24 protein-coding genes are annotated in these 26862 nt (G+C 64.8%); 12 read left to right on the top strand and 12 right to left on the bottom strand.

The features are described 5' to 3' along the window. The first annotated feature begins 37 nt into the window (after positions 1-37). From F9K07_RS22275 to F9K07_RS22250, 6 genes are read left to right on the top strand one after another with little or no spacing between them, the layout of a single operon-like run. Complete coding sequence (locus tag F9K07_RS22275) at positions 38-361, top strand: NAD(P) transhydrogenase subunit alpha (RefSeq protein ID WP_159595501.1); 324 nt, start codon at positions 38-40, stop codon at positions 359-361. After that, on the top strand, positions 358-1794 hold the full coding sequence (locus F9K07_RS22270; RefSeq protein WP_159595500.1) for an NAD(P)(+) transhydrogenase (Re/Si-specific) subunit beta: 1437 nt from the start codon (positions 358-360) through the stop codon (positions 1792-1794). The genes F9K07_RS22275 and F9K07_RS22270 overlap by 4 nt, the downstream gene beginning before the upstream one ends. Positions 1795-1823: 29 nt before the next feature. Beyond that, positions 1824-3917, top strand: coding sequence for a 3-hydroxyacyl-CoA dehydrogenase NAD-binding domain-containing protein (locus tag F9K07_RS22265; RefSeq protein ID WP_159595499.1), 2094 nt, complete (start codon positions 1824-1826; stop codon positions 3915-3917). A 32-nt stretch (positions 3918-3949) separates the two neighbouring features. Beyond that, positions 3950-5161 carry an acetyl-CoA C-acyltransferase gene (locus tag F9K07_RS22260; protein ID WP_159595498.1) on the top strand — a complete coding sequence of 404 codons (1212 nt, stop codon included), beginning with the start codon at positions 3950-3952 and terminating at the stop codon, positions 5159-5161. Beyond that, on the top strand, positions 5161-6957 hold the full coding sequence (locus F9K07_RS22255; RefSeq protein WP_159595497.1) for an acyl-CoA dehydrogenase: 1797 nt from the start codon (positions 5161-5163) through the stop codon (positions 6955-6957). The genes F9K07_RS22260 and F9K07_RS22255 overlap by 1 nt, the downstream gene beginning before the upstream one ends. Before the next feature lie 36 nt (positions 6958-6993). Further along, positions 6994-7788 (top strand): SDR family oxidoreductase, encoded by a 795-nt coding sequence (locus F9K07_RS22250; RefSeq protein ID WP_159595496.1) that lies wholly within the window; start codon positions 6994-6996, stop codon positions 7786-7788. Positions 7789-8452: 664 nt separating this feature from the next. Here the strand turns inward: F9K07_RS22250 and F9K07_RS22245 are convergent. After that, a complete protein-coding gene (locus tag F9K07_RS22245) occupies positions 8453-8776 on the bottom strand; it encodes a hypothetical protein (protein WP_159595495.1) in 324 nt (107 codons plus the stop codon). 147 nt (positions 8777-8923) lie between these two features. Between F9K07_RS22245 and F9K07_RS22240 the strand changes: the two genes are divergently transcribed. The 3 genes from F9K07_RS22240 to F9K07_RS22230 all read left to right on the top strand — a co-directional run bounded on the left by F9K07_RS22240 (position 8924) and on the right by F9K07_RS22230 (position 12213). Further along, positions 8924-10018, top strand: coding sequence for a porin (locus tag F9K07_RS22240; RefSeq protein ID WP_159595494.1), 1095 nt, complete (start codon positions 8924-8926; stop codon positions 10016-10018). 27 nt (positions 10019-10045) lie between these two features. Then, the gene (locus tag F9K07_RS22235) at positions 10046-11035 is read left to right on the top strand and encodes a Bug family tripartite tricarboxylate transporter substrate binding protein (RefSeq protein WP_236581439.1); all 990 of its coding nucleotides are present in this window, start codon (positions 10046-10048) and stop codon (positions 11033-11035) included. 185 nt (positions 11036-11220) lie between these two features. Then, the gene (locus F9K07_RS22230; RefSeq protein WP_159595493.1) at positions 11221-12213 is read left to right on the top strand and encodes a Bug family tripartite tricarboxylate transporter substrate binding protein; all 993 of its coding nucleotides are present in this window, start codon (positions 11221-11223) and stop codon (positions 12211-12213) included. 87 nt (positions 12214-12300) lie between these two features. Here the strand turns inward: F9K07_RS22230 and F9K07_RS22225 are convergent, their stop codons facing one another. Genes F9K07_RS22225 through F9K07_RS22205 form a run of 5 tightly spaced genes read right to left on the bottom strand, consistent with a single transcriptional unit; the run spans position 12301 to position 17429 of the window. Then, positions 12301-13947: a 3-(methylthio)propionyl-CoA ligase gene (locus F9K07_RS22225; RefSeq protein ID WP_236581437.1), complete on the bottom strand. Its 1647-nt coding sequence runs from the start codon at positions 13945-13947 to the stop codon at positions 12301-12303. A gap of 28 nt (positions 13948-13975) precedes the next feature. Next, positions 13976-14911: a 3-keto-5-aminohexanoate cleavage protein gene (locus F9K07_RS22220; RefSeq protein WP_159595492.1), complete on the bottom strand. Its 936-nt coding sequence runs from the start codon at positions 14909-14911 to the stop codon at positions 13976-13978. A gap of 7 nt (positions 14912-14918) precedes the next feature. Beyond that, positions 14919-15329, bottom strand: coding sequence for a carboxymuconolactone decarboxylase family protein (locus F9K07_RS22215; RefSeq protein WP_159595491.1), 411 nt, complete (start codon positions 15327-15329; stop codon positions 14919-14921). Between the two features lie 7 nt (positions 15330-15336). Continuing rightward, complete coding sequence (locus tag F9K07_RS22210) at positions 15337-16329, bottom strand: Bug family tripartite tricarboxylate transporter substrate binding protein (protein WP_159595490.1); 993 nt, start codon at positions 16327-16329, stop codon at positions 15337-15339. Positions 16330-16370: 41 nt separating this feature from the next. Beyond that, entirely contained in the window at positions 16371-17429 is a 1059-nt protein-coding gene (locus tag F9K07_RS22205) for a 3-keto-5-aminohexanoate cleavage protein (RefSeq protein WP_159595489.1), read from the bottom strand. Between the two features lie 143 nt (positions 17430-17572). Here F9K07_RS22205 and F9K07_RS22200 point away from each other — a divergent pair, with 143 nt between their 5' ends. Then, positions 17573-18532 (top strand): AraC family transcriptional regulator, encoded by a 960-nt coding sequence (locus F9K07_RS22200; protein WP_159595488.1) that lies wholly within the window; start codon positions 17573-17575, stop codon positions 18530-18532. 13 nt (positions 18533-18545) lie between these two features. Here the strand turns inward: F9K07_RS22200 and F9K07_RS22195 are convergent, their stop codons facing one another. From F9K07_RS22195 to F9K07_RS22180, 4 genes are all read right to left on the bottom strand, one after another. Then, positions 18546-19541 (bottom strand): Bug family tripartite tricarboxylate transporter substrate binding protein, encoded by a 996-nt coding sequence (locus F9K07_RS22195; RefSeq protein ID WP_159595487.1) that lies wholly within the window; start codon positions 19539-19541, stop codon positions 18546-18548. 25 nt (positions 19542-19566) lie between these two features. Next, positions 19567-20547 carry a quinone oxidoreductase family protein gene (locus F9K07_RS22190; protein ID WP_159595486.1) on the bottom strand — a complete coding sequence of 327 codons (981 nt, stop codon included), beginning with the start codon at positions 20545-20547 and terminating at the stop codon, positions 19567-19569. 47 nt (positions 20548-20594) lie between these two features. Beyond that, on the bottom strand, positions 20595-21653 hold the full coding sequence (locus tag F9K07_RS22185; RefSeq protein ID WP_159595485.1) for a 3-keto-5-aminohexanoate cleavage protein: 1059 nt from the start codon (positions 21651-21653) through the stop codon (positions 20595-20597). 177 nt (positions 21654-21830) lie between these two features. Continuing rightward, entirely contained in the window at positions 21831-22841 is a 1011-nt protein-coding gene (locus tag F9K07_RS22180) for an AraC family transcriptional regulator (RefSeq protein ID WP_159595484.1), read from the bottom strand. A 170-nt stretch (positions 22842-23011) separates the two neighbouring features. Here F9K07_RS22180 and F9K07_RS22175 point away from each other — a divergent pair, with 170 nt between their 5' ends. Further along, complete coding sequence (locus tag F9K07_RS22175) at positions 23012-23587, top strand: RBBP9/YdeN family alpha/beta hydrolase (RefSeq protein ID WP_159595483.1); 576 nt, start codon at positions 23012-23014, stop codon at positions 23585-23587. Between the two features lie 39 nt (positions 23588-23626). Here the strand turns inward: F9K07_RS22175 and F9K07_RS22170 are convergent, their stop codons facing one another. Then, positions 23627-24874 (bottom strand): alpha-hydroxy acid oxidase, encoded by a 1248-nt coding sequence (locus tag F9K07_RS22170; RefSeq protein WP_159595482.1) that lies wholly within the window; start codon positions 24872-24874, stop codon positions 23627-23629. Between the two features lie 38 nt (positions 24875-24912). Beyond that, positions 24913-25842 carry a glutarate dioxygenase GlaH gene (gene glaH, locus F9K07_RS22165; RefSeq protein WP_159595481.1) on the bottom strand — a complete coding sequence of 310 codons (930 nt, stop codon included), beginning with the start codon at positions 25840-25842 and terminating at the stop codon, positions 24913-24915. On the opposite strand from glaH, the gene F9K07_RS22160 reads away from it, so the two are divergent. Beyond that, the gene (locus tag F9K07_RS22160) at positions 25841-26839 is read left to right on the top strand and encodes a LysR family transcriptional regulator (protein ID WP_236581432.1); all 999 of its coding nucleotides are present in this window, start codon (positions 25841-25843) and stop codon (positions 26837-26839) included. The two genes, glaH and F9K07_RS22160, sit on opposite strands and share 2 nt — an antisense overlap. Positions 26840-26862: the final 23 nt, after the last annotated feature.

The following is a 26862-nucleotide window of genomic DNA, read 5'->3' as shown; positions in this document are numbered from 1 at the left end:
AGATCTTCAGCTCTGTCCCCAACCGATCAAGGACCCCATGGAAGCCGTATCCCCCACCATCCTCAACCTCATCATCTTCGTGCTGGCGATCTACGTGGGTTACCACGTGGTGTGGAACGTCACGCCCGCGCTGCACACGCCGCTGATGGCGGTGACCAACGCCATCTCCGCCATCGTGATCGTGGGCGCCATGCTGGCCGCTGCGCTCACCGAAACGAACCTGGGCAAGACCATGGGCGTGCTCGCCGTGGCGCTGGCTGCCGTCAACGTCTTCGGTGGCTTCCTCGTCACCCGGCGCATGCTGGAGATGTTCAAGAAGAAAGAACGCAAGGCACCGGCCGCTGAAGGGGCTGCGAAATGAGCATGAACCTCGTCACGCTGCTGTACCTCATCGCCAGCGTCTGCTTCATCCAGGCCTTGAAGGGCCTGTCGCACCCCACCACCTCGATCCGGGGCAACGTCTTCGGAATGACCGGCATGGCGATTGCCGTGCTCACCACGGGCGGCCTGATCTTCACCCTGGCCGAGCAGATGCAGGTCAACGCCGCGCAAGGCCTCTCCTGGGTGCTCGGTGGCCTGGTGGTCGGTGGCGGTGTGGGCGCCGTCATGGCCAAGCGGGTGGAGATGACCAAGATGCCTGAGCTGGTCGCCTTCATGCACAGCATGATCGGCCTGGCCGCTGTCTGCATCGCGGTGGCCGTGGTGGCCGAACCCTGGGCCTTTGGCATCGTTGCCGAAGGTGCGCCGATTCCCGGTGGCAACCGCATCGAACTCGCCTTGGGCGCCTTCATCGGCGCGGTCACCTTCTCGGGCTCGGTCATCGCTTTCGGCAAGCTCTCGGGCAAGTACAAGTTCCGCCTGTTCCAGGGCGCACCGGTGACCTTCCCCGGCCAGCACAAGCTCAACCTGCTGCTGGGCCTGGCGGTGGTGTTCTTCTGCTTCGGCTTCTGGCACTCGCAGAGCTGGATCGACATCGTGCTGGTGATCGCGCTGGGCTTCATCCTGGGCGTGCTCATCATCATCCCGATCGGTGGCGCGGACATGCCGGTGGTGGTCTCCATGCTCAACAGCTACTCGGGCTGGGCGGCAGCGGGCATCGGCTTCAGCCTGAACAACAGCATGCTGATCATTGCCGGCTCGCTGGTGGGCTCCTCGGGCGCGATCCTGAGCTACATCATGTGCAAGGCCATGAACCGCTCGTTCTTCAACGTGATCCTGGGCGGCTTCGGCGGCGACACCGCTGCTGCGGGCGGTGCCAAGGCCGAGGCGCGCCCGGTCAAGAGCGGCAGCGCGGACGACGCGGCCTTCGTGCTCGGCAACGCCGAGACGGTGGTGATCGTGCCGGGCTACGGCCTGGCGGTGGCGCGCGCGCAGCACGCGGTGAAGGAACTGGCGCACAAGCTCACTGAGAAGGGCATCACGGTGAAGTACGCGATCCACCCGGTGGCCGGGCGCATGCCGGGGCACATGAACGTGTTGCTGGCCGAGGCCGAGGTGCCGTACGACCAGGTGTTCGAGATGGAAGACATCAACGGCGAGTTCGGGCAGGCCGACGTGGCGATCATTCTGGGGGCCAACGACGTGGTGAACCCGGCCGCGCTGCAAAAGGGCAGCCCGATCTTCGGCATGCCGATCCTGGAGGCCTACAAAGCCAAGACGGTGATCGTGAACAAGCGCTCGATGGCCGCGGGTTATGCGGGCCTGGACAACGAGCTGTTCTACATGGACAAGACAATGATGGTCTTCGGCGATGCGAAGAAGGTCGTCGAGGACATGACCAAGGCCATCGAGTAAATCCCTTTCCACCTTTCAAGCGAACCCCCATGACCGTGCACCTCGACACGCGCAGCAGCATCGCTGTGCTGACCTTGAAAAACCCACCCGTCAACAGCCTCGGCCTGCAGGCGCGGCGCGATCTGGCCCGGGCGTTCGACCAGGCCCTGGCCGATCCGGCCATCGCCGCGATCGTATTGACCGGCGAAGGCAAAGGCTTCTCCGGTGGCGCCGACATCCGTGAGTTCGGCACGCCCGATGACCTGGCCGAGCCCAACCTGCTCACATTGATCCGCACGCTGGAGAACGCATCCAAGCCGGTGATCGCCGCGATCCACGGCGTGTGCCTGGGCGGCGGTCTGGAGCTGGCGCTGGGCTGCCACTACCGCGTGGCGACCGCGGGGGCGAGAATGGGCTTGCCCGAGGTGAAGATCGGTCTGTTGCCCGGCGGCGGTGGCACGCAGCGCCTGCCGCGCGCCATCGGCCTGGAAGCGGCCTTGAACATGGTCGTGAGTGGCCAGCCGGTGGTCAGCGAAACGCTCGCGGCATTGCCGGGGCAGGGGCTCATCGACCTGCTGACCGAAGGCGACTTGCTGGACAAAGCCGTGGGCTTCGCGCAGAAGGTCGCGGCCCAACGGCCATTGCCGCGCCTGCGCGATCTCAAGGTCACGCACGCCAACCCCGACGGTTACCTGGCGTTCGCCCGCACGGCGGTGAAGGCGGCGGCGAAGGGCCAGCCCGCGCCCTTGGCATGCGTGGACGCGGTCGCGGCCGCGTTGACACCGCGCTTCGACGACGGCCTGGCGCGCGAGCACGCGCTGTTCAATGGCCTGATGGCGACCCCGGAGGGCAAGGCCTTGCGCCACGCCTTCTTCGCCGAACGCGCGGCGGCCCGCATCCCCGATGTGCCGGCCGACACGCCGACGCGCCGCATCGAGACGGTGGCTGTGATTGGCGCAGGCACCATGGGTGGTGGCATTGCCATGAACTTCCTGAACGCCGGCATGCCAGTGACGCTGCTCGAAACGAAGCAGGACGCGCTCGACCGCGGCCTCGCCACCATCCGCAAGAACTACGAAGCCCAGGTGGCCAAGCGCAAGCTCAGCCAGAGTGCGCTCGAACAGCGCATGGCCTTGTTGGGCAGCACGCTGTCCTACGACGACATCGGCGACGCCGACCTCGTGATCGAAGCGGTGTTCGAAGACACGGGTGTGAAGCAGCAGGTGTTCGGCCGGCTTGACCAGGTCATGAAGCAAGGCGCGATCCTCGCGTCGAACACCTCGACGCTGAACCTCGACCAGATCGCCTCGTTCACGCAGCGTCCGCAAGACGTGGTGGGCATGCACTTCTTCAGCCCCGCCAACGTGATGAAGCTGCTGGAAGTGGTGCGCGGCGCGAAGACCTCGGCCGACGTGCTGGCGACTGTGATGGCGTTGGCGAAGAAGATCCGCAAGACGGCGGTGGTGTCGGGCGTGTGCGACGGCTTCATCGGCAACCGCATGGTGGAGCAGTACTTCCGCCAGGCCGGCTTTCTGCTGGAAGAGGGCTGCACGCCGGAGCAGGTGGACAAGGCGGTCGAGCGCTTCGGTTTCGCGATGGGGCCGTTTCGCATGAGCGACCTCGCGGGCAACGACATCGGTTGGGCGATCCGCAAGCGCCGGTATGTCGAGCAGCCCGACATGCGCTACAGCAAGACCGCGGACCTGCTGTGTGAGCAAGGCCGCTTCGGCCAGAAGACCGGCGCGGGCTGGTACGACTACGCGAGCGGCAAGCGCGATGCCATCCCCAGCGCGGACGTGAACGCGATGATCGATGCGCACCGCCAGGTGCTGGGCATCGAGAAGCGCCGCGTCGGTGACGAAGAGATCGTGCAACGCCTCGTGTACGCGCTGGTGAACGAGGGCGCGAAGATCGTGGACGAAGGCATCGCCAGCCGCGCCAGCGATGTCGACATGGTCTACCTCAGTGGCTACGGCTTTCCCGCGCTGCGCGGTGGCCCGATGCACTACGCCGCATCCCAGGGCCTGTTCAACGTGGTGCAGACGATGAGCCGCTTCGCCCGCAACCCTAACGACGACGGGGCTTTCTGGCAGCCCGCGCCGCTTCTCGCCCGCCTGGCCGCCGAAGGCCGGTCCTTCAGTTGAACCGCACTTCAGCCCTTCACAGAAAGAATCCCATGACCGATGCCGTGATCGTCTCCACCGCCCGCACGCCGCTCACCAAGAGCTGGAAGGGCGCTTTCAACATGACCCATGGCGCCACGCTGGGCGGGCTGGCGGTCAAGGCCGCGGTCGAGCGCGCCGGTGTCGAACCCAGTGCCGTCGACGACGTGCTCATGGGCTGTTCCAACCCCGAAGGCGCCACCGGCTGGAACGTGGCGCGGCAGATCGGCCTGCGCGCCGGCCTGCCGGTGAGCGTAGCCGGCACCACCGTCAACCGCTTCTGTTCGAGCGGTCTGCAGACCATTGCGCTGGCCTCGCAGCGCGTGATGACCGGCGAGGCCGATGTCTTCGTGGCCGGTGGCGTCGAGAGCATCTCGTGCGTGCAGAACGAGATGAACATGCACATGTTCACCGACGGCTGGCTCAACGAGAACAAGCCCGAGATCTACTGGCCCATGCTCAGGACCGCGGAGATGGTGGCCAGCCGTTATGGCATCTCGCGCGAGCGCATGGACGAATACGGTGCGGCGAGCCAGCAGAAGGCCTGTGCGGCGCAGGCCGCCGGCCTGTTCGACGAGGAGATGATCAGCGTCACCACGACCATGGCTTACACCGACCCTGCGCTGGGCATTCGCACCCGCGAAGTGACCGTGAGCGCCGACGAAGGCCCACGCGCCGGCACCACCTACGACGGCATCAAGGGTCTGCGCTCTGCAATTCCCGGTGGCCTCATCACCGCAGGCAATGCGAGCCAGTTCAGCGACGGCGCTGGCGCTTGCGTGGTCACCAGCGACCGCTACGCACAACAGAAGAACCTGGAACCGCTGGGCCGCTTTCTCGGCTTCTCGGTGGCCGGCTGCGAGCCCGACGAAATGGGCATCGGGCCGGTGTTCGCCATCCCCAAGCTGCTCAAGCGGCTGGGCCTCACGGTCGACGACATCGGCCTGTGGGAGCTCAACGAAGCCTTTGCGGTGCAGGTGCTCTATTGCGTCGACCGCCTGGGCATTCCGATGGAGCGCCTCAACGTCAATGGCGGCGCGATCGCGGTGGGCCATCCCTACGGCGTGAGTGGCCAGCGGCTGACCGGACACGCCTTGATCGAAGGCCGCCGACGCGGCGTGAAGCACGTGTGCGTGACCATGTGCGTGGGCGGCGGCATGGGCGCGGCCGGCGTCTTCGAGGTGTTTCCGTCGTCGGCTTCTGCGAAGAAAACGAAGGCGTCGTGATGAGAGCCACGCTGGACTTCCTTCTCAACGAATGGCTGGACGTGGCCGCGCTGACGCGGCGCCCGCGCTTTGCCGACCACTCTTCGGAAACCTTTGCCTCCGTGCTCGACATGAGCGAACGCCTAGCGGCCACCGAGTTCGCTCCGCTGAACCGCCTGGTGGACACCCAGGAGCCGCATTTCGACGGCGAACGCGTGAACCTGCCGCGCGAGACGCACGAGGCGCTGGCGAAGTACGCGGAATCCGGCATGCTCGCCGCGACGCAGGACGAAGACATGGGTGGCATGCAACTTCCCTTTGTCGTCGAGATGGCGGCCAGTGCGTTTTTCTACAAGGCGAGCATCGGCATTTCGAGCTACGCGGTGCTGACCACCGCGAACGCGAACCTGCTGATGGTGCACGGTACCGAGCGGCAGAAGCAGGTGTTCGCGGCCCCGCAGTTGTCGGGCCGCTGGTTCGGCACCATGTGCCTGTCGGAGCCGCAGGCGGGCTCGTCGCTGTCCGACATCGCCACGCGTGCGGTGCCCGATGGCGGCGGCTTCGAGGACGACGCGTTGGGGCCCCGCTACCGCCTCAGCGGCAACAAGATGTGGATCTCCGGCGGCGACCACGAGATCACCGAGAACATCGTGCACCTCGTGTTGGCGAAGATCCCGGGGCCCGATGGCAAGCTGGTGCCCGGCACGCGCGGCATTTCGCTGTTCATCGTGCCGAAGATGCGCGTGGACGCCGAGGGTGCGCTGACCGGTGAGCGCAACGACGTGACGCTCGCGGGCCTGAACCACAAGCTGGGCAACCGGGGTACCACCAATTGCCTGCTGAATTTTGGCGAACACGGTGGCGCCATCGGCTACCGCGTGGGTGCGCCCGGTGAAGGGCTGCGCTGCATGTTCCACATGATGAACGAGGCACGCATCCGCATCGGCTTGGGCGCGACGGCGTTGGGCATGGCCGGCTATGAGGCGAGCGTGGAGTACGCCAACACCCGCAGCCAGGGGCGCCGCGTGGGCACCTCGGGCAAGGACGCGGGCGCACCGCCGATCGCCATCGTCGGGCACGCGGACGTGCGCCGCATGCTGCTGGCGCAGAAGGCCTACGGTGAAGGTGCCCTGGCGCTGGCGCTCTACAGCGCGCGCTTGGTCGACGAGCAACACACCGGCGATTCTGCTGCCGCGAAGGACGCGGAACGCTTGCTGGAACTGCTCACACCCATTGCCAAGAGTTGGCCGAGCGAATGGTGCTTGGAAGCGAACAGCCTGGCGATCCAGGTGCACGGCGGCTACGGCTACACGCGCGACTTCGCGGTGGAGCAGCACTGGCGCGACAACCGGCTCAACATGATCCACGAAGGCACGCACGGCGTGCAGGCGTTGGATCTGCTGGGCCGCAAGGTGCCAATGGAGGGCGGTGCCGCGCTGCGCCTGCTGCTGGCCCGCATCGAGGACACGGTCGAGAAGGCGTGCACGCAAGAAGCGTTGCGCGAACCTGCGACCCGTCTTGCCGCCGCCGTGGCGCGGCTGGAGCAGGCCACGCAAGCCTGCGCGGCCTGCTCACCACCGGAGGCCGCGCTGTCCAACGCCGTGCCTTACCTGCAGGGCTTCGGCCACGTGGTGCTGGCCTGGCTGTGGCTCGACATCGCCGTGCGGCTCGACGGCCGCACCGATGCGCTCGCCCGAGGCAAACAATTCGCCATGCGCTATTTCTTCGCGCACGAGTTGCCCAAGGTCGACGCCTGGTTTTCCGTGGTGGCGTCGAACGACCCGACCTGCCTGCAGGTGAGCGCCGACTGCTTTTGACGCCGATCGATTTTTCCTGTCACAACGAGGACCCTCATGAACAACGACGCCCTTTCCAAACTCTTCAACCTCGAAGGTCAAGTGGCCCTCGTCACGGGTGGATCGCGTGGCCTTGGGCTGCAGATCGCGATCGCGCTCGGCGAAGCGGGCGCGAAGATCATGCTCACGTCGCGCAAGGCCGTTGACCTGGAAGATGCAGCGGGCGAATTGCGCTCGCGCGGCATCGAGGCCCAGACCGTGGCAGCCGATGCGAGCGAAGACGGTGCGGCACAGAAGGTGGTGGATGCGACGATGAAGCACTTCAAGCGCATCGACATCCTCGTGAACAACGCGGGTGCCACCTGGGGCGCGCCGGCCGAAGACCACCCGCTGGATGCGTGGGACAAGGTGATGAACCTCAACGCCCGCAGTCTTTTCACCTTCAGCCAGGCAGCGGCGCGCGCCAGCATGATCCCCAACCGCAGGGGCCGCATCATCAACGTGGCTTCGGTCGCCGGGCTCGGCGGCAACCCGACGGAGATGACCACCATCGCCTACAACACCAGCAAGGCGGCGGCGATCAACTTCACGCGCGCGCTGGCGGCGGAGTGGGGCAAGTACGGCATCAACGTGAATGCGCTTGCGCCCGGCTTCTTCCCCACCAAAATGACCGTGGGTCTGCTGGCGGCCTGGGGTGAGGAGAACGTCACCAAGGCCGCACCCCTGGGCCGTCTGGGCAATGACGAAGACCTCAAGGGCGCGACGCTGCTGTTCGCGACGGCGGCGGGGCGGCACATCACCGGTCAGGTGTTGGCCGTGGACGGTGGCGTGAGCTGCGTCGTCGGAGGTTGACTTGGCTCCTTCCCCCGCTGGGGGATGGCTGGGATGGGGGCAGGCGCGCCAACCTTCTCACTTCAAGCCTGCCTGGTCGGCGCGCCAAGGGTTTGGGGCACTGGGCCGAGGGCGCCGATGCGCAGCCCCTTCGGGGTTCGCTGCGGTGCTCGCACACACAGGCAAGTTCGCAAACTCGCTGCGCTAGGGCCTGTTCAGCCTATTTTTCCAAGGTGCGTTGCGGAACCAAAAGGCCATGCGCAAGGCGCGAAACGCAGACGGGCCTGTGGCCCGGCGAGGCTTCGCAACGCAGCGCATGGCCTTTTGGGCCGCAACCCGAAGGGAATGGGTTGAAAACAGCGCCCCTCGTCGTTGCACTCCTAGGCCAGGCGTCCAGCCTGGCCGTCGTCGCGCGCCTAGATGGGCGCTGTTTTCAACCCATTCGCATTTGGAAAAATGGGCTGAACAGGCCCTAACACGCGAACTTGACCGCGCTGCGCGCGGCAACCTGTGCGTGCTGCGCTCCTCGCCTGCGCATAGGCGCCCTCGGCCCAGTGCCCCAAGCCCTCGGCCAGTGGCGGATGTGTGTGTCTTCAGGAATCCCGCGAATTGACAATTCACAGCCAGTGGGCTGAGGGGGCGTTGTTGCAAGCCGCGTCAGCGGCGCAGGGGGGTGCTTTCTACCTCACCTTAAAGCGTGATCGCAGCTCGCGCGCAGCTCCGTGTGAACGTCGTCGAAGGCGTCTTCGCAATGCCTGACGGCGACGTGTGGCAGCAGGTCGGGCCGGGTGCAGGTGGCGCGCAGCACTTCCAACGCGGCCACGGACCGCTTGACGGGCAGGTGCTGCACATCCCCGTCCAGAGAAGCCAGCGCCTCGATGGCCCCCGCTGCCGTGATGGCCGCGGCGTGGGTGGTCTCGATCCAGGCACTGAAGTCGTCGAGCGGATGCAGTTGCGCGCGAGCGGTCAGCTGCACTTGGAAGCGGTCGAGCAAGAGTGAGATCTGCATGGCGGTCCTCTGACAGACGGTGGGCTGGATTGGTAGTTGTCCTAATGTCGACAAAAATTATATTATCCAATAATCGCAACGTCGTCCAGGGGGTTTTCCTTCGGGCGCGGCCCACATCCATCCGTTCATTCACCCAGAAGGTTGCCCATGAGACATTCCATCCTCTTCCTGTCGGCACTCGCCGCGGCCAGCGCCGCGAGCGCGCAATCCTCCGTCACGCTCTACGGCGTGGTCGACGCCTCGGTCAGCAGCTACCACGCCACGGGCGCGCCCAGCCGCACGCAAGTGCTCGCGGGTGGCAACCAGAGCAGCCGGCTGGGTTTTCGGGGTCGTGAAGACCTGGGCGATGGCGCGTACGCCAGCTTCGAACTCGAAGCGGGCCTGTTCAACGACACGGGCACCACCCTGGCCACCAACACCAACAACCAGCCTTCGGGCGCATCCGCCGGCGGCTTCAGCTTTGCCCGCAAGTCGTTCGTCGCGCTGGGCAGCAAGCGCCTGGGCGAGCTTCGCCTGGGGCGCGACTACACGCCGGGCTTCTGGAACCTGTTCGCGTACGACGCGTTCCGCACCGGCGTCGGCCTGGGTGGGATCACGACGCAGGGCAGTACCTCCACGGTGTTCCGTGCGTCCAACAGCATGGGCTATTTCACGCCGGGTTGTTCCGCCTTCGTATGCCCGGGTTTCTTCGGCCAGGTCGCCTACGCCCTGGGCGAAAACGCGCCCGGCGCCGCGAACTCCAAAGATGGACGTTATGTCGGCGGGCGTTTGGGCTACGGTGGTGGGAAATGGGACGTCGCGGTCTCGCACGGCGTGACAAAAAACGCAGCGGCGGACGGCTACACGCAAACAAGCGTCGGGGGTTCGTACAACTTCGATGTGGCCAAGGTGATGTTGCTGTGGGGCCAGCACAAGACGGGTCTGCCCGTCGCGGCCCTCGGTGGCGGGAACAAGGCGCCGTTCTGGCAGGTCAGTGCCTGGGTCCCGGTCGGGGCCGGCTACATCCCGGTGGCCTTCACGCGCATGACGCGCAACGATGCCCTGGGCAGCAGTGCCAGCAAGTTCGCGGTGGGCTACGTGCACAACCTGTCCAAGCGCACGGCCGTCTACACCACGTACGCACGCATCAAGAACAACGGCAGCTTGCAGTTGCCCGTGAACTCGGGCGCCGACGCCGGCCCGATCCCCATCCGCGGCGGCACCTCGTCCGGTATTGACATCGGCATCCGCCATGCCTTCTGATTCCATCCACCACGCGGAGCATTCATCGTGAACAGACGCAAAGCAATCCAGCGCACAGCCGTGGGCCTCGCGGCCCTGGCGACTTTCGCAACGGCATCCGCGCAACACACGGACGTCTGGCCCAGCCGCCCGATCACCATGGTCGTGCCCGCGGGCGCGGGTTCCGGCACCGACCTGATGGCCCGTGAGTTGGCCACCCGGCTCGCCACAGCGCTCAAGCAAGCCGTCGTCGTGGACAACAAGCCAGGGGCGAGTGGGTCGTTGGGCACCAACACGGTGGTGCGCGCGGCGCCCGACGGCTACACCATCCTCTATACCAACGGCACGAACAGCGTGATGGCGCCGGCGCTGGTCAAGACCTTGCCCTATGACGTCGTGCGCGACCTGGCGCCGGTGGCGCAGACCGCGGAGGGCGGCGTCATGCTGCTTGTGAGCAACGATTTCCCGGCCAGGAATCTCCAGGAACTGATCCAGGTGGTGAAGGCCCAGCCGGGCAAGTTCACCTATGGCAGCTGGGCCGTGGGCTCATCGGGCCACCTGACGATGGAGTGGCTCAAGCGGCAAACCGGCCTGGACATGACGCATGTGGGGTACAAGACCACGCCCCAACTGCTGACGGACTTGATGGCGGGCAACATCAAGATCGGATGGGCCGATCCGGCCGCCCCGATCCCCTTCGTCGAGACCGGCAAGATGCGCGCGATCGCGGTCACCGGCAAGACGCGCCTGTCGCGCACGCCGAACGTGCCAACGATGGGCGAGCAGGGCCATGCATTCGACACGGTGGGCTGGTTCGGCGTGTTCGCGCCCGCCGCAACGCCCAAGGCCATCGTGCAGCGGTTGAACGACGAAATCCTCAAGATCCAGGCGCTGCCGGAGATGAGCACGCGGGTCAAGTCGATGAACATTGCCGTGCCGCCCAACAAGACACCGGAGCAATTCCGGTCCCTGGTCGTGGAAGACACAGCGGTCTGGAAGAAGATCGTGACCGAAACCGGCATCACGCTCGAGAACTAGAAGCACATTGGCGCCTGCGAGAGGAAGTCCTCTTGCAGCGCGCTCACCCTCTCTCCCTTGCCGATCTGACCGCTGGTCAGGATCGGCCTTTTTTTCTTGTTACTTATGTCGACATTAAATAAAATAACGGTGTGCCCCATCGGAGACATCAAGGGGGCACCTCCATCTGATCAAGGAATGAAATCATGAAAGCAACGCTCACACGCAGGCACCTCATGTTGGGTAGCGCTGCTTCTCTTGTGCTCCCCGGCGCGTCCTGGGCCCAGGCTGGCGCGGGCTGGCCCACTCGCCCGGTCAAGGTCATCGTGCCCAGCGGCGCGGGTGGCGTGGTCGATGTGCTGGCCCGCCAGTTGTACGACCGGCTGCAGAAAGTCTTCGGTCAGCCGTTCGTCATCGACAACCGTCCCGGTGCGAACGGCTTGCTCGGATTGACGGCGGTCAAGAATGCGGCCCCCGACGGCTACACCATCGTCCATACGTCGGCGTCTGCCAGCGTGATGAACGAAGCCCTCAACCCGGACCTGCCCGTCAAGACCTTGCGCGACCTCGCGCCCGTCGCGCTGACGGCGACGGGCGGGGTTCTTCTGGCGGTGCATTCCTCGGTCCCCGCCAAGACCTTGCCCGAACTGGTGGAGTTGATTCGGCGCGACCCCAAGTACCAGACCTATGGCAGCTGGGGTGTGGGCTCGAATGGCCATCTCACGATGGAGTGGATCAAGCAAAAGGCGGGACTGCCCACCTTCAACCATGTGCCCTACAAGACGATTCCCGCGCTGGTGACCGATATTGTGGCGGGCGTGATCCCCATCGGCTGGGTCGACCTGGTGTCCCCGGTGGGCTTCATCGAACAAGGCAAGCTGCGCGGCATCGCCTTGAATGGTGAAGTGCGCAGCCCCAGGTTGCCCGACATCAAGCTCATGTCCGAACAAGGCTTTGCGTTCCCCGCGACCGGCTGGCAAGGCGTGTTCGCGCCCAAGGGCACGCCAGTGCAGATCCTGGACCGCCTGCATGCGGCGATCAACAAGGAACTGAACGAGCCCGAACTCAGAGACGCGATCCGCAAGGTCAACGTGGAGCCACCGACGGTGGTGTCGCGTCAGGCATTCACGAAGCTCCTGGAGAACGATCTCGCGGTCTGGCGCCAGATCGTGGAGAAGGGCAACATCAAGCCGGAGTAAACGCGGGCCGCGGTCCCACTGGCCGCACCTCGAAAAAAAACCGCAGCTCGAAGCTGCGGTTTTTTTTCTTTTCGATGTCTGGCGTCCTCAGGCAGGGGTCAAGTGAGCACGGTGCTGTTCGCGCAGCTTGAGCTTGTGGACCTTGCCGGTCGCGGTCATGGGCAGGGCGTCGGTGAAGATCACATCGTCGGGGACGCAGTACCTGGCGACCTTGTCTTGCAGGAAGCCGAGCATGTCTTCGCGCGTCACGTCGGCGCCGGGTTTCTTCACCACCAGCAGCACAGGGCGCTCGTCCCACTTGGGATGTGGCACGCCAATCACCGCGGCCAGCCCGACGGCGGGATGCGCACTGGCCTCGTTCTCGATAGCGATCGAACTGATCCATTCGCCGCCGGACTTGATCAGGTCTTTCGCGCGATCGGTGATCTGCATATAGCCGTCGGCGTCGATGGTGGCCACGTCGCCCGTCGGGAACCAGCCGTCGCGCAGCGGTTGGGCTTCGAGCTTGAAGTACGCGCTGATGACCCAGGGCCCGCGCACCATGAGTTCGCCGGAGGCCTTGCCGTCCCAAGGCAGTTCTGCGCCGTCTTCGTCGACGATCTTCATGTCGATGCCGAAGATCGCGTGGCCCTGCTTCTCGAGCACCTTGCGTTGCTCGGCCTTGGGCAGGTCGAGGTGCTTGGCCTTCAGGCGGCTCACCGCGCCCAGCGGCGACAGCTCGGTCATGCCCCAGGCATGGATCAGCTCGACGCCGTACAGGTCCTCGAAAGCGCGGATCATCGCGGGCGGGCAAGCCGAGCCGCCCACCACTGTGCGGCGCAGTGTGGAGAAGCGCGCGCCCTCGGCGTTCATGTGCTGCAGCAGGCCCTGCCAGATGGTCGGCACGCCCGCCGAGAAGCTCACGCGTTCCTGCTCCATCAGCGTGTGCAGCGACTTGCCATCCAGCGCGGGGCCGGGCAGCACCAGCTTGGCGCCGGCCAGGGCCGCCGAGTAGGGCAGGCCCCAGGCGTTGACGTGGAACATCGGCACCACCGGCAGCACCACGTCGCGCGAGGAGATGCACATCGCATCGGGCAGTGCCGCCGCGTAGGCGTGCAACACGGTGGAGCGGTGGCTGTAGAGCGCGCCCTTGGGGTTGCCCGTGGTGCCGGAGGTGTAGCAGAGGCCGCAGGCGCTGTTTTCGTCGAGCGCGGGCCACTCGAAGTGCGGCGAGGCGGCGTCGACAATCTCGTCGTAGCACCCCAGGCGCGGCAGCTTCTGCGAGGCCGGCATGTGGACACGGGAGGTCATCACCACCAGGTGTTCGAGCGCCTTGCAGTGTGGTGCGACGGCTTCGACCAGTGGCAGGAAGTTCGCATCGAAAAACAACACGCGCGCGCCGGAATGGTCCAGCATCCAGGCAATCTGCTCGGGGAGCAGGCGTGGGTTGATGGTGTGAACCACGTTGCCGCTGCCGCCCACCGCGTAGTAGAGCTCGAGGTGGCGGTGGGTGTTCCAGGCCAGCGTGGCAACGCGGTCGCCGGACTCGAGATCGAACGCCGTGAGCGCGTTGGCGAGCTGGCGCGTTCGGGTGTGCAGTTCGCGCCAGGTGGTGCGGTGGATGTCGCCCTCGACGCGGCGCGAGACGATCTCGGTGTTGCCGTGGTGGCGGTCCGCGTGCTGCAGCAGTGCCGCCACGTTCAGCGGCATCTGCATCATCCCGCCTTGCGCCTGGCCGTTGATTCGTATGTTCATGTTCTTTTTTTCGAGTTGTCTTGGTGGTTCAGAAGGCCACGGCCTTCTGGCCCTTCAGTTGCAGCAGGGCGCGTGTTTCATCGGGCGTTGCAACCTCAAGATGGAGCGACTTGAGCAGGGTCACCACGCGCTCCACCTGCTGCGCGTTGCTGGTGGCCAGTTGGCCAGGGCCGTCCCACAGCGAATCTTCGAGACCGACCCGCACGTTGCCTCCCATCGTGGCCGACAAGGTGGCCAGCGGCATCTGGCTGCGACCTGCGCCCAGCACGGACCAGACGTAGTCGTCGCCAAACAGGCGCTCCGCCGTGCGGCGCATGTGCACCACGTCTTCAGGGTGGGCGCCGATGCCACCGAGCAGCCCGAACACGGACTGGATAAAGAACGGTGGCTTCAGGATGCCGCGATCGATGAAATGAGCCGCCGTGTAGAGATGGCTCGTGTCGTAGCACTCGATCTCGAAACGCGTGCCGTTGTCCGCGCACGATTCGAGGATGTAGCGGATCTCCTTGAAGGTGTTGCGAAAGACGCGGTCTTCCGATCCTTCGAGATACGGCCGCTCCCAGTCGTGCTTGAAGTCTGTCTGGCGCGCGAGCATGGGATACAGGCCGAAGTTCATCGAGCCCATGTTGAGCGAGGCCACCTCCGGCTTGAGTTGCAGGGCCGGCTGCAGGCGCTCTTCCACCAGCATGTTGGGCGCACCACCGGTGGTGATGTTGATGATGGCGTTCGAGCGCTGCGCGATCTGCGGCAGGAACTGGCGGAACAGCGCCGGTTCCTGCGAAGGGCGCCCGTTCTCGGGGTCGCGCGCATGCAGGTGCACGATGGATGCGCCCGCTTGCGCGGCGGCGACGGCTTCGTCCTCGATCTGCCTCGGGGTGATGGGCAGGTACGGGGACATGGATGGCGTGTGAATGCCACCGGTGATCGCGCACGTGACGATCACTTTTTTCTGGGGTACTGCCATGGGACGGTTATTTCTCGGGTTGGGGCGGCTGGGCCTTGAAGCGGGCTACTTCCTCCAGCAGCATGGGCGCGCCCATGCTGTTGGCGTGCAAGCCCAGAACGCTCACGCCCTGCAGCACCGCGGCGATCTCTTCCTGGGTGGCACCGAGCTCCAGCGCGCGGCGAATGTGGCGTCGGGTGCCTGGGCCGTACATGTGGGTGCAGGACGCGTCCACCGCAATGGAGATGAACTCCCAGACTTTGGGCTCGATCAATCCCTTGCGCATCGGATGCATCGCCATGTCCAGGAATTTCTCGGTCCACAAGGGGTCGAGTTCGGTGAAACTGTCCCATTCGGGATTCCAGTAGCCACTGGCCCGCAGCGTGTCGCTGACAGGCGTGGCGCCTGGGGCCTGGGCTTGGGTCTTTGGATCGCTCATGTCGGGTTCATCCGGGTTTGTAGTTGATGGACCGCAGCACCTCGCCCGTGTGCTCGTTGTCTTTCTTGAGCGCCTTCTCCAGTTCGGGGACGGTTTGCGACGGGTTGCCCGCCTCCATGCCCAGTGCGGCGAGCTGGCTCTTCACCGACTCCGTCGAGATGGCCTTGAGCAGTTCCTGGCGGAATTTTTCGCGGATGTCTTGCGGGACGTCGGGCGTGGACCAGATCGTGGTGCCCATGATCTGGCTCAGAGCGGGGTAGCCGGCTTCCGCCAGTGTGGGCACATCGGGCAGCAAGGGGGAGCGCTTGGCCGACGTGATGGCCAGCGCGCGCACCTTGTTGTTCTTGATCAGGGGCAGCGAGGTGCCCAGTCCGTCGAACATGAACTGCACCTGGCCACCCATCAGATCCTGCAGCGCCGGTGGTGAGCCCTTGTAGCCCACGTGCTCCATGCTCAGCCCCGCGGCCTTGCTGAACTGCATGCCCTTGAGGTGCGACAGCGTTCCCGGGCTGTAGGACGCATAGGACACCTTGCCGGGGCGCGCTTTGACATACGCCACCATCTCGGCGATGTTCGCGAGGGGCAGACCGGGGTCGGCCACCAGCACCAGGGGGACGCTGGCCACCTCGGCCACCGGGGCCAGGTCCTTGAACGGGTCGAACCGGAATTTGTAGCTGTGCGGATTCTCGGTCACCAGGGAGTTGGGCGAGAGCACGAAGGTGTAGCCGTCGCGGGGCACGCTCAGCATGCTCTCCACTGCAATGATGCCGCCCGCGCCGGGCTTGTTTTCGACCAGGACGGTCTGGTTCGTGCTCTTGCGAACGCTCTCCGCCACGGTGCGCGCAATCATGTCGGACGCGCCACCCGCGGGTGCGGGAACGAGAATCCGGATGGGCCGATTGGGCCACGCGCTTTGCGCTGCCACGTGGGCACCCGGGAGGGCCACCAGCAAGGCCAGAAGACATGTCCTGCGCGAGAACGAGGAAGCGTTGAAGTTCATGTTGCTCTCCAGATGAAGTCGATGGAATTCACTCGGGCCACTCAGGCGACCTTGCGCAGATAACCCTGCTGGCCGCCATTCCGGTTCGGCGCAAAGCCGTTTTGTTCCAGCGTTTCTTCCACGGTGTCGTAGAACACGCCGATCTTGCAGATCTCACGCGCCTGCTGGGGCGTGGCGATCGGCCGGCTGAACTCCTTGGCCATGCGCACCAACTGCTCGATCTGCGCCACGGTCCCCATTTTCTGGGTGCGCGTCTGGTTCCAGAGGGTGTCTTCCGTGCCGCAGCGCACGTGCAGGCCCATGGCCATGCCCATGGCGTTGATCGGCAGTACGTTGAGCACCGAGCTTTCCACCGTCAGCACGGCGCCGTCGGGAACGGCGCGCACGAAGTGGGCCAGGCTGTAGAGGTTGGGCGCATCCATGCCGCCGCCGATGGCGACCCAGTTCATCACCAGCGGGCCCTTGTAGATGCCGCGGCGCATCAGGCGCTCCACCGATTCAAAGCTGTTGATGTTGTAGCACTGGAAGGCGCTCTGAATGCCCGCTTCGCTCAGGCGGCGGATGTGCTCTTCGGCCCAGCCCGGTTGCGCGGGAACGGTCATTTCCTTGTAGGCGTTGAACACGGCCGGGTCTTCCATGGACGTGCCCTGGATGTCGCGCGCATCGAACTGCTCCAGGATGTTCATCTGCGAGGTGTTGATCGTCACCGTCACCTGATCGGGCTTGGGATCGAGCTCGGCCAGCATGTGGCGCGTGTCGTCGCTCAGCCACTTGGCGGCGGCGCCGTCGGTCTCGGGCGCGAAGCTGATGGAGCCCCCCACCTGGATGATCATCTCGGGCACGCGGGCGCGCACGCCTGCAATCAGTTCGTTGAACTTCGACAGCCGCTTGCTGCCTCGGCCATCGAGCTCTCGAACGTGCAGGTGCAGAACCTGGGCGCCTGCGTTGTAGCAGTCCACCGCCTTCTGGATCTGATCTTCCATGGTGACCGCGATTTCGCCCGGGAAGTCGTCCGGCATCCACGAAGGCGCATAGGGCGCGGCCGTGATGATCAGCGGTTGTTGGTTTTCGGGAAACAGGTGGCCGTCGAGGAGGTTCATGGGGTTTCTTTCAATACAGTGCAGTTGGGTATCGGGGTGCCAGAAGTGCTTTTTGCGGAGCTGAATTTAGGCACTTCGCCCGGTTGGTGTTTGACGTATTGGGACGTTGATTTATCCTCTCGGGACACCAAGGGAAAACCTGTATGTCCGTTCTGATGCGCAGCGCTTGCCTGATGCACTACGCCGATCTGGCGACCAGCGTCGGCCTGGTGCCACATGCCATGCTGTCCATGGTGGGCCTGCCGCGCTCCTGTCTGGAGAGCACCGAGTTGCGCATTCCCGCCGCCGCGGTCATGCGCCTGCTGGAGTTGTCGGGCGAGCTCTCGGGCCAGGAGGCGTTTGGCCTGCGCCTGTCGGTCACGCGCCGCCTGTCCTCCTTCGGCGTCGTCGGCATGCTGGCGCGCGACGAACCCACGTTGCGCCAGGTGCTGGACACGCTCACGCGCTACCTGTACCTGCACAACGAAAGCCTGGCCACGCAGATCCGCGAGTCCGGTGGCGTGGCCGTGATCGAACAGCAGATGTTGCCCTCGGTCGGTGCCGGACGGCAATCGGTGGAGTTGGCGCTGGGCGCGCTTCATCACACCCTGTGCCTGGCGCTGGGCAAGGACTGGCAACCCCGCAGCGTGAGCTTCATGCACCCCGCGCCTGCCAACCTGTCCTGGCATCGCAGCATCCTGGGCAGCAACCTGCTGTTTTCACAGGACTACAACGGCATTGCCGTGTTGTCGGCGGAGCTGGATGCGCCGCTGCAGTTGGCCGACCCCACGATGCGCCAGCAAGTGCACCGGCTGGTGCACGGCGATCTGCCCGGACACAGTTTCACGTTTCGCGAGGAGGTGGAGCAGCTCATCGTGGCCCTGCTTCCCACCGGGCGCTGCGGGGCGGACCAGGTGGCCATGCACCTGGGCGTGGACCGCCGCACGGTGCACCGCAGGCTGTCCGAGCAGGACGCGACGTTCACGCAATTGCTGGACGAAATCCGTCTTGAACAAGCCCAGCGCCTGCTGGGCTACGGTGACCGCAAGCTCACCGACATCGCACCCTTGCTCGGCTTCAGCAGCCTGAGTGCGTTTTCTCGCTGGAAGCGCGGCCGGATGTGAGGCGGCCTCAGCGTCACTCGGTACCGAGCTTGAGCTTGAGCCGCTTCATGATGGCCAGGTTGTGTGCCGTGGTGGCGGCCAGCACCTGCTGCAGTTGGTCCACCGAGGATTCCTGCGGCCGCTCCAGGCCTTGCGCCACCAGCGCCTCGCGGAATTTGGGTGTGCGCACGATCTTGTCCATTTCGCGCCGGATTCGATCCACGATCGGCTTGGGCGTGCTGCTCAACACGCTCACGCCGGCGCTGGCATGCGGCAATACAAAGTCCGCAAGTCCCAGTTCACCGAAGGTCGGCACATTCGGAAGGTGCTGGGAGCGCGTCGAGGAGACGACCGCCAACGCCTTGAGCTTGCCGCTCTTGATGAACGGGAGGACGTTGCTCACCACCTCAAAGGTCAGCTGGATCTGGTTGCCCAGCAAGTCGGTGAGGATCGGCGCCGAACCTTTATACGGGACGATCAGCATGTCGGTGCCGCTCTTCTCCTTGAGCATTTCGCCCAGGAGGTTGGAACGCGTGCCGATGCTGTGATTCCCCACGCTGACCGACTGGGGATGGCGCTTGGCGTAGTCCAGCACTTCCTTCACATTGTTGGGCGGGAAAGCGGCGTTGGCCACCAGCATGTGGACCATGCCGCTGGTTTCCGCGACGTAGGTGAACGTCTGGAGCACGTCGTAGGGCTTCTTCACGGACAGTGGAATATCGGACATGACGCTCGACGGCCCCACCATCCAGGTGCGGCCATCGGCGGGGGCGGCCATCACGGTCTGCTCGGCCACCGTGGCCGCGCCACCGGGTTTGTTCTCCACCAGAATGGTCTGGCCCAGGTTCGTGCGCAGTTGCTCGGCGAGCAAGCGGGCCGCCATGTCGGAAATACCGCCAGGCGGCGCAGGAACAATCAAGCGAATCGGCTTGTTCGGCCATTCCTGTGCCGCTGCTGGCGATGCCGCCAGGGCGAAGGACAGTGCCACGACCGCCAGGGCGCACCGCTTCAATGCAGGGATGAAGGTCATGGAAGCTCCTTGAAAAGCCAAAGGTTCAAATCACGAAGAGGGAGGAGCCGGTGGTTTTCCGGCCTTCCAGATCGCGGTGTGCCTGCACGGCATCTTCCAGCGCATAGCGCTGGTTGATCTCGATGCGGATGCGGCCTGCGGCCACGTGGCCGAACAGCTCATCGACCAGCGCCGCTTTTTCGGTCGGGTCCGCGATGTAGTCGGCCAGCCCGGGGCGGGTGATGTAGGCGGAGCCTTTGCGGGCCAGGATCGCGGGATCGAAGGGCGGGATCTTTCCGGAGGAGGTTCCCACGCAGACCAGCAAACCACGGCGCTTGAGCGAATCCAGCGACGACATGAAGGTGTCTTTGCCCACGCTGTCAAACACCACGGACACGCCGACACCGTCGGTGATGTCGCGCACACGCCTGGCCACATCCTCGTGGCTGTAGTTGATGGTGTGGTCGCAACCGTGGGCACGCGCCACTTCGGCCTTGGCTTCGCTGGAGACCGTGCCGATCACGTTGAGGCCCAGCAGCTTCGCCCATTGGGACACGATCAGGCCGACACCCCCGGCGGCGGCATGCAGCAACACGGTGTCGCCGCGCTGGAACGGGTAGATCTTGCGGCACAGGTAGGCCGCGGTGAGGCCGCGCATGGTCATGGCAGCCGCGGTCTCGCAGCCGATCGCCGCGGGCAGCTTGATCAGCGGTGCGGCGGCAATGAGGCGCTGCGTGCTGTAGGCGCCCAGCGTGTTGGTGAAACCCGTGTAGGTCACGCGGTCGCCGACCACCAGGTCGCTCACGCCAGCGCCCACCGCTTCCACCACGCCCGCCGCTTCGTTGCCCAGGCCGCTGGGCAGCGGCACCGGGTAGATGCCGCTGCGGAAGTAGGTATCGGCGAAATTCAGGCCGACGGCCACGTGGCGCAGGCGCACCTCGCCCGGCGCAGGTTCGCCCACCACCACATCCTCAAACCGCAAAACGTCCGGCGTGCCGGTTTCGTAGAACTTGACGACTTTTGCCATGTTGTCTCCGGCTGTATTTGAGGAATGGGGACGAGCCTGCGGAGGCTTCAGACCGGCTTCTTCAGGAAGCCCTGGTTGCCACCGTTGCGGTTGGGCGCAAAGCCGTTTTCGCGCAGCGTCTCGTCCGCGGTTTCGTAGAACACGCCGATCTTCATGATCTCGCGGGCCTGTTGCGCCGTCGCGATGGGGCGGCCGAATTCGCCGGCGATGCGCACCAGTTGCTTGATTTGCTCCACCGAGCTCATCTTGCCCGTGCGGGTCTGGTTCCAGAGCACGTCCTCGATGCCGCAGCGCACGTGCAGGCCCAGGGCAATACCGATCATGTTCACCGGCAGCACGTTGAGCACCGAGCTTTCCACCGTGATCACGGCGTTGTCGGGTGCGGCCCGCAGGAAGTTGGCCAGGTTGTAGATGTTCGCCTGGTCCATGCCGCCGCTGATGGCGACCCAGTTCATCACCAGCGGGCCCTTGTAGACGCCGCGGCGGATCATCCGCTCGATGGTCTCGAAGCTGTTGATGTTGTAGCACTGGAACTCGCTTTGAATACCGGCGGCGGTCAGGCGGCGGATGTGTTCCTCAACCCAGCTCGGGTTCGAGGGCACGATCATGTCCTTGTAGGTGGCGTAGAGGTGCGGGAAGCCGCGCGAAACGCCACGGAAGTCGTCTTCGCCCGCATGCTCCGTCACGTTCATCTGCGTCGTGTTGACGGTGACGGTGACCTGATCGGGCTTGGGCGTCAGTTCGGCCAGCATGTGCCGCGTGTCGTCGGAGAGCCATTTGGCGGCCGAGCCATCGTCCTCGGGCGCAAAGCTGATCGAGCCGCCCACCTGGATGACCATCTCCGGCACACGGGCGCGCACACCGGCGATCAACTCGTTGAACTTGGACAGGCGTTTGCTGCCCTTGCCGTCTTCTTCGCGCACATGCAGGTGCAGCACGGTGGCGCCGGCTTCGTAACAATCCACCGCCTTCTGGATCTGGTCTTCCATCGTGACGGGGATGTCCTCCGGGAAGTCCGAGGGAATCCAGCCCGGCGCGTAGGGCGCCGCGGTGATGATCAGGGGCTGCTGGTTTTCGGGGTACAGGTGGCCGTCAAGGAAGTTCATGGTGTGCCTCGTGGATGTCGGATGTCGGGAACGTCGGACCAGATGAGCGATCTCTGGGATGCATGTCTGGCGTGGAGTGGATCTTCTGGCGTTGCGCCAGCCCCCGCTTGACATTCCACGCCTTGCACTTGGCGGTTCGCGACATCCCCACCGCTTTCGGCGGGCGCCCTGGACGGACTACTTCCCGGTGGTTCGCGCGGCACGGCTCTCTTTGGCGCTGCAACCAAATTGCGTGTGGTACCAGCGCGAGAAGGCGCTCGGCGCCGAAAAGCCGAGCAGCATGGCGACCTCGGTCAACGGGCGATCGCTCTCGATGACATGGCGCGTGGCGAGTTCCATGCGGATCTGATGGACCATCGACGAAAAGCTTTCTCCTTGTTCTGCCAGTCCACGCTGGACCGTGCGGCTCGCCACGCCGAGGTGTTCGGCCACCTGTTCGATGCTGCAGCGCCCGCTGGGCAGCAGCAGCAGCGTGGTGCGCCGCACGTCTTCGAGCATGGTGGGCTTTTGCAGGCGGGCGGACGCGTCCAGCAATTGCTGCGCGTAGCGCGCCATCGCGGGGTCTGCCGCCGGGTTGCGGGCATCGAAATCGGTCTTCGAGCAGACGATGCCGTTGAACTCGGCGTCGAACTCGATGCCATAGCCAAACAGCCTGTGGTGCACACGGAGATCGCGTGGTGCCGGGTGCTCGAAGCACACGCGCCGAGGCTGCCAGCTGGGCCCGAGAAACTGACGCATCAAGCGCAGCATCACGCCCAGCGCCAGCTCGATTCTCTGGCGCGTGGGCTGCAGCGGTTTTCCGGCCTTGATGGCCTCACGGACGAAGACCACATCGGCGTGCGACTCGATCATCAGCGTCAGCGAGCCATTGAGCAGCATCTGGTAGCGCATCAGCACGTCCAGCGAATCGCGCAGCGTCGCCTGATCGCGTATCAGCATGCCCACGGCGCCCAGGTTGGACAGCATGCGCGACTCCGCCATGCACAGACCAAAACTCTCGTTGCCCGACATGATCACCGACGTCTGCAGCAGTTGCCCGACGCGCTCGACCGGGATCATGAGGTCGGGTTCGAGCTCGACGTTGGAACTGAGACCGGCATGACGCAGCATGCGAGCGGGGTCCAGGCCACTGGCGCGGGCGACGTCGCTGAAGTTGGTAAGGCACGCGGCACGGACCAGTGAGGCCATCGAGGACGAGGATGTGTATGCGTTTGGCACTTCAGGATAAGTGCGGGTCGTCTATTGTCAAGCGGAGGCGAGCGGGCGCGATGATACTTTGTGCGCTTCGGCCAGCAAGGCCATCGCCGGTGACCCGCCGCACCGGGCTCGAATGTTTGAACCGGAAGAAAGTCCTGCAGATGAACACCTCACCACAAGCGACGGTCCTGATCGTTCCCGGTCTGCGTGACCACGTGGAAGACCACTGGCAGACCCACCTGGAGCGCAAGCTGTCGGCCGAGCGCAAGGTCGTTTGCGTGCCGCCGCTGGAGATCGAGAAACTCAGTTGCGCGGCGCGCGTATCGGCGATCCAGCGGACCATCGAGGGCATCGACGGTCCCGTGCTCGTCGTCGCCCACAGCGGCGGCGTGGCCATGCTGATGCACTGGGCGCAACAGCACGACACGCGCGCCGTGCAGGGCGCCTTGTTGGCGGCGCCGCCGGACTTCGAGTCGCCGCTTCCTGCGGGTTATCCGACGAAGGACACGCTGGAGGCGAATGGTTGGCTACCGGTACCGCGGCGCGCGTTGAGCTTTCGCAGCATCGTGGCGGCGAGCACCAACGACCCGCTGGCAAAGTTCGATCGCGTGACACAGGTGGCCAGCGAGTGGGGCAGTGAGCTGGTGACCGTGGGAGCGGTGGGCCACCTCAACCCGGCATCGGGCTTTGGCGAATGGCCGATGGCCGAACGACTGATCCATTCCCTCGAGTTCTGACGCCAGTGCGCAGCCCTTCGCAAGAGGGGCGCACGCGTTTCAAGGTGCGCGATCGCTCGCGCGTTTGTGCAGGAGGCATTCGGCCGTGACCTCTTGCAGGGCGTTGGTCCCCAGCATGGCCATGTTTCTATCCACTTCGTCTCGCAGCAAGGTGATGGCGTGACGAACGCCTGCTTCACCTCCCACGGCAGCGGCGTACATGAAGGGGCGCCCCAGGAACACCATCTGCGCACCCAGTGCGACGGCTTTGAGTACATCCCCGCCACGTCGCACGCCGCTGTCCATCATGACGACGGTTTGATGGCCGACCTGGTCCACGATGCGAGGCAGCATGTCCAACGGCGTCGCGGCACCATCGAGCTGCCGGCCGCCGTGGTTGGACACGATGATGCCATCGGCGCCCAGACTGGCGGCGCGGCGCGCATCGCGCTCGCTCAGGATGCCCTTGAGGACCAGATTTCCAGACCAGCGCCGGCGGATGGCTTCGATGTGAGCCCACGTGAGATGGTCTCGGCCGGTGGTATCGCGGATGGCCGAGTTGGACAGCATGGGTGCGCCACGGGTCGCAAACGAGTTCTCGAAGTGCGGCATCCCATGCAGTGCGAAGGTGCGTAGCAAGGTGCCCACGAGCCACCGCGGTCGAACCAGACCATCCCAGGCGAGCCGAAGCGAGGGGCGCAGAGGCATCGAGAACCCCGTGCGAACATTGTTTTCCCTGTTGGCCCAGACAGGAATGTCCAGGGTGATCACCAAGGTCTTGAAGCCGGCGGAACCGATGCGCTCCACCAGTGCGTCCTGCTTCGACGCATCACCGGGGAGGTAGGCCTGAAACCAGGTGGATGGGGCTGCCGCTGCGACCTCCTCCATCTTGATGAGCGAGGTGCCGCTCATGATGGCTGGAACACCCTCGCGTGCAGCCGCTGTGGCCAGGACGAGATCGCCACGGTAGGCAGACATGGCACTGATGCCCACTGGCGCGATGCCGAAGGGCGATTGATAGGTCGTGCCAAAGACGGTGGTTTTCTGATGGCGCCTGGAGACATCGACCATGACCTGGGTCCGAAATGCGTAGTCCAGGAAGGCCGATCGGTTGGCCAACAGGGAGGCGTTGTCTTCAGCCGCCCCTGCGATGTAGCCGAACAGCGGCCGCGGCAGGTGCGCACGGGCTGCCTGTTCAAAGTCCTCGAGCGACAGGATGCTTTGAAGACGACGTGGGATACCCTCGCGCTTGCCATAGGCCGCTGCAGGCTCTGCGTGCGCAGCGATGTCCGACGTCGTTGAAGTCACGGCTGTTCCTTTGAAATGGGTCAACGGGGTGGGGAGGGCTAACGGGCAAACATGCCGCGCTGGCGCATCAGCTCGCGGTGGAGCTGTTCGTGCTTCTGGAAGGGCGCCCGGCCGTGCACATAGAAGGCGTTGTTGAGCACCACCAGGTCGCCCACGGGGAGGCGCACGGTCCTTGTGCCCGAGGAGGCCTCCATCGACTCGGAGAGCGCCCTCAGGTACGCCGCTTCCGAGAGATTGCGGGGTTGCACGAACTGGTCGATGAAGGAGATGGAAAGACCGAACTCGCCGTGGAAAAAAACAGGCCGTTCCACCACCTCGCCGACGTTCTTTGACCCTGGCGCTTTGTACAGAAAGGGTTTCGAGCCAAGGGGGTTGTTCACGAACCCGTCACGCTCCGTCCAGTCGTCGAGATGCAGAAAGCGAGACTCCCCGCCGATGGCGTTGCGCTCTTCGAACTTCATCATCAACAGCCAGTCCGTCGCTTCGGAAACGAATGTTCCATCGGTGTGCATGGTGAACAGGCGGTAAGCCTGGCGCAAGTAGGAGTCACTCTCGTCGGTGTGCTTGACCAGGAACCGGGCGTAGTAGGTGCCCGACATGGAGTCGTGGTTGCCGGGGCCCAGGATGTGGCCGATGGCGGTGCCGAACTTCACGTAGTCCGAAGGCTCGGTGGACAAGCCCTGGAGTCCCACGGTGAACCCACCGTGGTGCCGGTCTTTGACCAGGTTCCTCAGCGTCTCGTCGAATCCTCCCCCCATGCGCTCGGTCAGCGCCTGGGCAAGGTGAAACCGCATGAACGGCACGTATTCCAGATTCTGGACATCGACGTCCTTGGCATCTTCAAGGAAGGCGGCGAGGGCGGCTTCATCCAGTTTCAGGTGAAGAAGCCGCTCGTGGTCGGGGTTCTGCGAAAGCTCGAATTTCGCGTTGGCGCGCTTTAAAAACTTCTGCTCTGTCCGTGCGTTCATGGGTGCAATCTCCAGGTTGGAAGCTGGATTGGAGCGGAGTTCATTGATAACATCCAGATCGAAAACAAGATACTTTGATCTGGAAACCGTATTGATGCTGACGAGACGCCAATTGGAGTGCTTGGTCGCTGTCGCGCAAGAGCTGCATTTTTCGCGTGCGGGCGAGCGCCTGGGGATTGCCCAGTCGGCGGTCAGTGTGCAGCTGCAGCAGCTCGAACTCAAGCTGGGCGTGCGGCTTCTCAACCGGGGCAAGCGCCAGCCCATCTCGCTGACGGACGCCGGCGTGCTGCTGTACACCGAGGCCGTCGCCGCACTTCGGCACCTTGAGCGGGCCGAGAACGTCGCCGTCCTGGCGGCCAAAGGCATGAGCGGCAACGTGCGCCTGGGGTACGTCGCATCGGCTGTGTCATCCGGTCTGCTGTCGAGAATTCTGGCGAACTTCAGACCGGATCATGAGGCCGTTCACATGCAAGTGTTGGCCATGGAGACGCCAAAGCAGTTGGCCGCGCTGGAGTCGGGAGAGATCGACGTGGGCATCGTGCGGCCACGTCGTCGGTATCCGGATGGCGTGGAGGCCACCACCGTTCACAGCGAGCCGCTCATGGTGGCCATGGCGCAGGCGCATCCCTTGGCCCGCAAGCCCACGGTGAGCGTGCGGGACTTGCGCGACCAGACCTTTGTCTCCCCGCAGTTCGATGAGTTGGAAGGGTTTGCGGAAGTGATTGGCAAGCTGGCGGCGATGGCCGGTTTTGAGGCAGCACCGGCTTATCGCGTCAACGACTTCATCACGGCCACCAGCATGGCGGCAGCAGGATACGGCATCGTCATCGTCCCTGAATCCATCCAGCTGCTGCGGCAGCCCGGCGTGATGTTCAGGCCGATCAAGGACTTCCATGAGTTGGTGCATCTTGCGCTGGCCTATCGGCGGCGCGAAGCCTCGCCTGCGGTCAAGACTTTCGTCGCCGTGGCGAAGGGCTGGTGCAGGCAGTCGACCTAGGGAAGGTCTGTAACGATTGAATC

The sequence above is a fragment of the Hydrogenophaga sp. BPS33 genome (genome assembly GCF_009859475.1).
Taxonomy (GTDB): Bacteria; Pseudomonadota; Gammaproteobacteria; order Burkholderiales; family Burkholderiaceae_C; genus Hydrogenophaga.
Note: the sequence above shows the minus strand (reverse complement) of the source record. Positions and strands in the feature narration are given on the sequence as shown.